Below are 3,270 nucleotides of genomic sequence, written 5' to 3'. Positions count from 1 at the left end.
TGCGGCAGCGGAGCTTGAGGCCGTATCGGCGCTGGACGCCGCGATCGGCCGTCAGGCGCTGCACGCGGCGCGGTTGGCCTTCGCCCATCCGATCCTCCGCCGCGAGATGACATTTGAGGCGCCGCTTCCTCCGGATATGGAAGAACTGGAAGCGCTGCTTAGGAAGCCGCAAGAGACGAAGCAAATCCCAAATAATCAGACTTGATTTAAGGAGAATCGATTCATGAGTCAATTGATCGTATATCATTATCCGAAATGCGGCACCTGCCGGAATGCGTTGAAATGGCTGAAGGAGCAGGGACATGACCTGGAGCTTCGCCATATCGTGGAGCAGACTCCAGGGGTTGATGAATTAGGTGAACTGGTCGCCGCAAGCGGCCTTCCGCTCAAAAAGTTCTTCAATACGAGCGGCGAGGTCTACAAGCGGGAGAATCTAAAGGAGAAGCTGCCAAACCTCGGCGAGCGCGAACAGCTGGAGCTGCTGGCAGGGAACGGGATGCTGATCAAGCGCCCCATTGTCAAATTGGGAGGCAAGGTATCCGTTGGATTCAAGGAAGAGGATTTCCGCCGGATCTGGGGAACCGAGTAAGTTCTTGAAATGGAGGTAAACGCGCATGAGTACAGAAGCTAGAGACCGCGTGATGATTGTGGATGGCATGGCGCTCTTGTTCCGGGCTTACTACGCCACCGCCTACGGAGGCTATATCCGCAAGACGGCCAGCGGTCTGCCGACCAATGCCGTATACGGCTTTTTGCAGTATTTCTTCGACGCCGTCACGGCCTTTGAGCCTTCCCACGTCGTATGCTGCTGGGATATGGGCAAGAGCACGTTCCGAACCGAAAAATTTGACGGCTACAAATCGAACCGCGCGGAGCCTCCGCTGGAGCTGATTCCGCAGTTCGATCTGGTTAAAGAGGTAGTCGCGGAGCTGGGCGTACCAAACGTGGGCATTCCGGGGTACGAGGCGGACGACTGCATTGGCACGCTGGCTTCCTTTTTCAGCGAGGAGTCCGAGGTACGTATTTTGACCGGGGACCACGATATGCTTCAATTGGTGAGCGACCAGGTCAGTGTCATTATTATGAAAAAAGGCCGGTCCAACTACATGGTGTATGATCCGGCAACACTGCTGGAGGAGAAAGGGCTGACCCCTTCCCAGGTCATCGACCTGAAAGGATTTATGGGCGATACGAGCGACAATTATCCCGGCGTCCGGGGAATCGGCGAGAAGACGGCGCTAAAGCTGCTGGCCGAATACCGGACCGTGGAAGGCGTAATTGAAAATCTGCACCTGCTGCCCAAGGGAGTACGGACCAAGATCGAAGCTGATCTCGATATGCTGCACCTGTCTAGGGAGCTGGCGGAGATCCGCTGCGACGTCCCGCTGGACTGTACCCTGGCCGAGTGTCTATGGGAAGTGCAGCGGGAACCGGCGGCGCGAAAGTTCAAGGAACTGGAGTTCGGAAGCCTGATGTATCTCATATCGGCGCCAAAGGAAGAGGAGCGGGAAGACGGAATTGTGGAGATTGAGCTTCCGGAATGGCAGGGGAGCCGATCCGGAGCGGGCTCCATTAAGGCCGATCCGTTTGCATAATCGGATTCATAAGCGAAGAAGACTGTTCCAGAGGGCGCAATCGTCTTAGGAACAGTCTTTTTTTGGATGGACAGGGGGGAATCGTCCTGATCATTTCGTCAGTCAGGCAGGCCGACATATTGATACGGCGCCACAGCGCTTCATATGTCCGCCCCAGGCCAATCGGCAGAGCACGAGGACGTGCCCGGTCAGCTCGTCGTCATCATTCCGCCATTGACGTGGATGGTCTGCCCCGTAATATAGGAGCCATCGTCCGAAGCGAGCAGAACATAGACCGGAGCCAGCTCGTAAGGCTGTCCCGCACGCTTCATCGGTGTGTCTGCCCCGAGCGTTTTGACGGCCTCCGGCGTTTGTGTCGCCACATTGAGCGGCGTCCAGAACGGACCGGGAGCAACGGCGTTGGCCCGGATGCCCTTATCCGCCAAATTATTGGCAAGGGCACGGGTGAAGCTGACGATGGCGCCTTTGGTGGAGGAGTAGTCGATCAGATTTTTCCTGCCGATATAGGCGTTGACCGAGGCAGTATTCACAATGCTGCTTCCTGCGGGCATATGCGGGAGAGCAGCCGTTGTCATATGAAAAAAAGAGATGATATTCGTATCGAACGTCATGCGAAGCTGCTCATCTGTAATATCCAAAACATTTTCCCGGACAAACTGGACGCCTAAATTGTTCACCAGAATATCAAGCCGCCCATAGCACTCAAGTGTCAGGCTCACGGCTCTTTGGCAGGCTTCCTTCCGCCTTAAATCCCCGGGTATCAGCAGACAGCGGCGGCCCAGCCTTTGTACAGCTTCTCTTGTCTCCACGGCGTCCTGATGCTCGCAGAGATAAGCGATTGCCACATCAGCGCCCTCTTTGGCGAAAGCTACCGCGACCGCACGGCCGATTCCGCTGTCTCCTCCGCTGATCAGCGCCGCTTTGCCCTGGAGCTTGCCGCTGCCTTTGTAGTTCGGATTATCATAAATGGGCCTCGGCACCATCAAAAATTCGAGTCCTGGCTGCCTGTATTGCTGTTGCGGCGGGAACGTCAGGGGTATCTGCTTACACTGCACCTCCGACCCGTAATATGGAATTTGTCGATTCATAATAAGTCCTCTCTGAAGCGGTTTTGCACCCAGTATATTCCGCCCATGTGGAGGAGGTGCCCAGATACGACATGTCGGCGGGAGTTTAAGCCGGTCCGAGGGTCCGCCTAATCCTTCGCTATAAAGCGCGTAATGGTAGAATAAAGAAGAAGAATCCATTAATTGGGCGGGATTGGCAGGCTGCTGGCTGACTATTATCTATGCCATTCGCTTGTCATTCATTCGGCGGACAAAGTATAATAGGTAGCGGATATTATTTACACCTGTAAGCGTATGCACTAATAAAGGGGGAACGCGCAAGTGAAATTATTGGGTGCGATTGAAGCGGGAGGAACGAAGTTTGTATGTGGGATCGGGCATGAGGACGGAAGCATTATCGACCGAGTGAGCTTTCCTACGACCCATCCGGAAGAGACGATGGCGCAAGTATTCCAATATTTTGAAGGTAAAAATGTCGAAGCGATCGGCATTGGCTCGTTCGGGCCGATTGATCCGGTGCTTGGAAGTCCGACATACGGTTATGTTACGACCACGCCGAAGCCTTTTTGGAGCCAATATAATCTGGTAGGTGCGGTCCGTGAAAAAAT

4 protein-coding genes and 1 pseudogene are annotated in these 3,270 nt (G+C 54.6%); 4 read left to right on the top strand and 1 reads right to left on the bottom strand.

Annotated elements, in window-relative coordinates; translation table 11 throughout:
• The 3 genes and pseudogenes from L691_RS32450 to L691_RS0103180 all read left to right on the top strand — a co-directional run.
• Window positions 1-205: pseudogene (locus tag L691_RS32450) on the top strand (hypothetical protein); the annotation flags it as partial.
• Between the two features lie 18 nt (window positions 206-223).
• On the top strand, window positions 224-589 hold the full coding sequence (locus tag L691_RS0103185; RefSeq protein ID WP_025688737.1) for an arsenate reductase family protein: 366 nt from the start codon (window positions 224-226) through the stop codon (window positions 587-589).
• Between the two features lie 25 nt (window positions 590-614).
• A complete protein-coding gene (locus tag L691_RS0103180) occupies window positions 615-1,595 on the top strand; it encodes a 5'-3' exonuclease (RefSeq protein WP_025688735.1) in 981 nt (326 codons plus the stop codon).
• A 188-nt stretch (window positions 1,596-1,783) separates the two neighbouring features.
• On the opposite strand, the gene L691_RS0103175 is transcribed toward L691_RS0103180, so the two are convergent.
• A complete protein-coding gene (locus L691_RS0103175) occupies window positions 1,784-2,683 on the bottom strand; it encodes an SDR family oxidoreductase (RefSeq protein ID WP_025688734.1) in 900 nt (299 codons plus the stop codon).
• A gap of 300 nt (window positions 2,684-2,983) precedes the next feature.
• Here L691_RS0103175 and L691_RS27685 point away from each other — a divergent pair.
• Window positions 2,984-3,270: ROK family protein (locus L691_RS27685; protein ID WP_036735021.1), on the top strand; the 287-nt coding region annotated here is incomplete at its 3' end.

The organism is Paenibacillus zanthoxyli JH29 (assembly GCF_000520715.1).
GTDB lineage: Bacteria > Bacillota > Bacilli > Paenibacillales > Paenibacillaceae > Paenibacillus_AQ > Paenibacillus_AQ zanthoxyli.
The sequence above is the reverse complement of the archived record's forward strand: the minus strand, read 5'-3'. Positions and strand labels throughout refer to the sequence as shown.

Bases quoted from the DNA above. Each gene is read 5' to 3' on its own strand.
- L691_RS0103185 (WP_025688737.1), top strand. From the start codon at position 224: ATGAGTCAATTGATCGTATATCATTATCCGAAATGCGGCACCTGCCGG.
- L691_RS0103180 (WP_025688735.1), top strand. From the start codon at position 615: ATGAGTACAGAAGCTAGAGACCGCGTGATGATTGTGGATGGCATGGCG.
- L691_RS0103175 (WP_025688734.1), bottom strand. From the start codon at position 2,683: ATGAATCGACAAATTCCATATTACGGGTCGGAGGTGCAGTGTAAGCAG.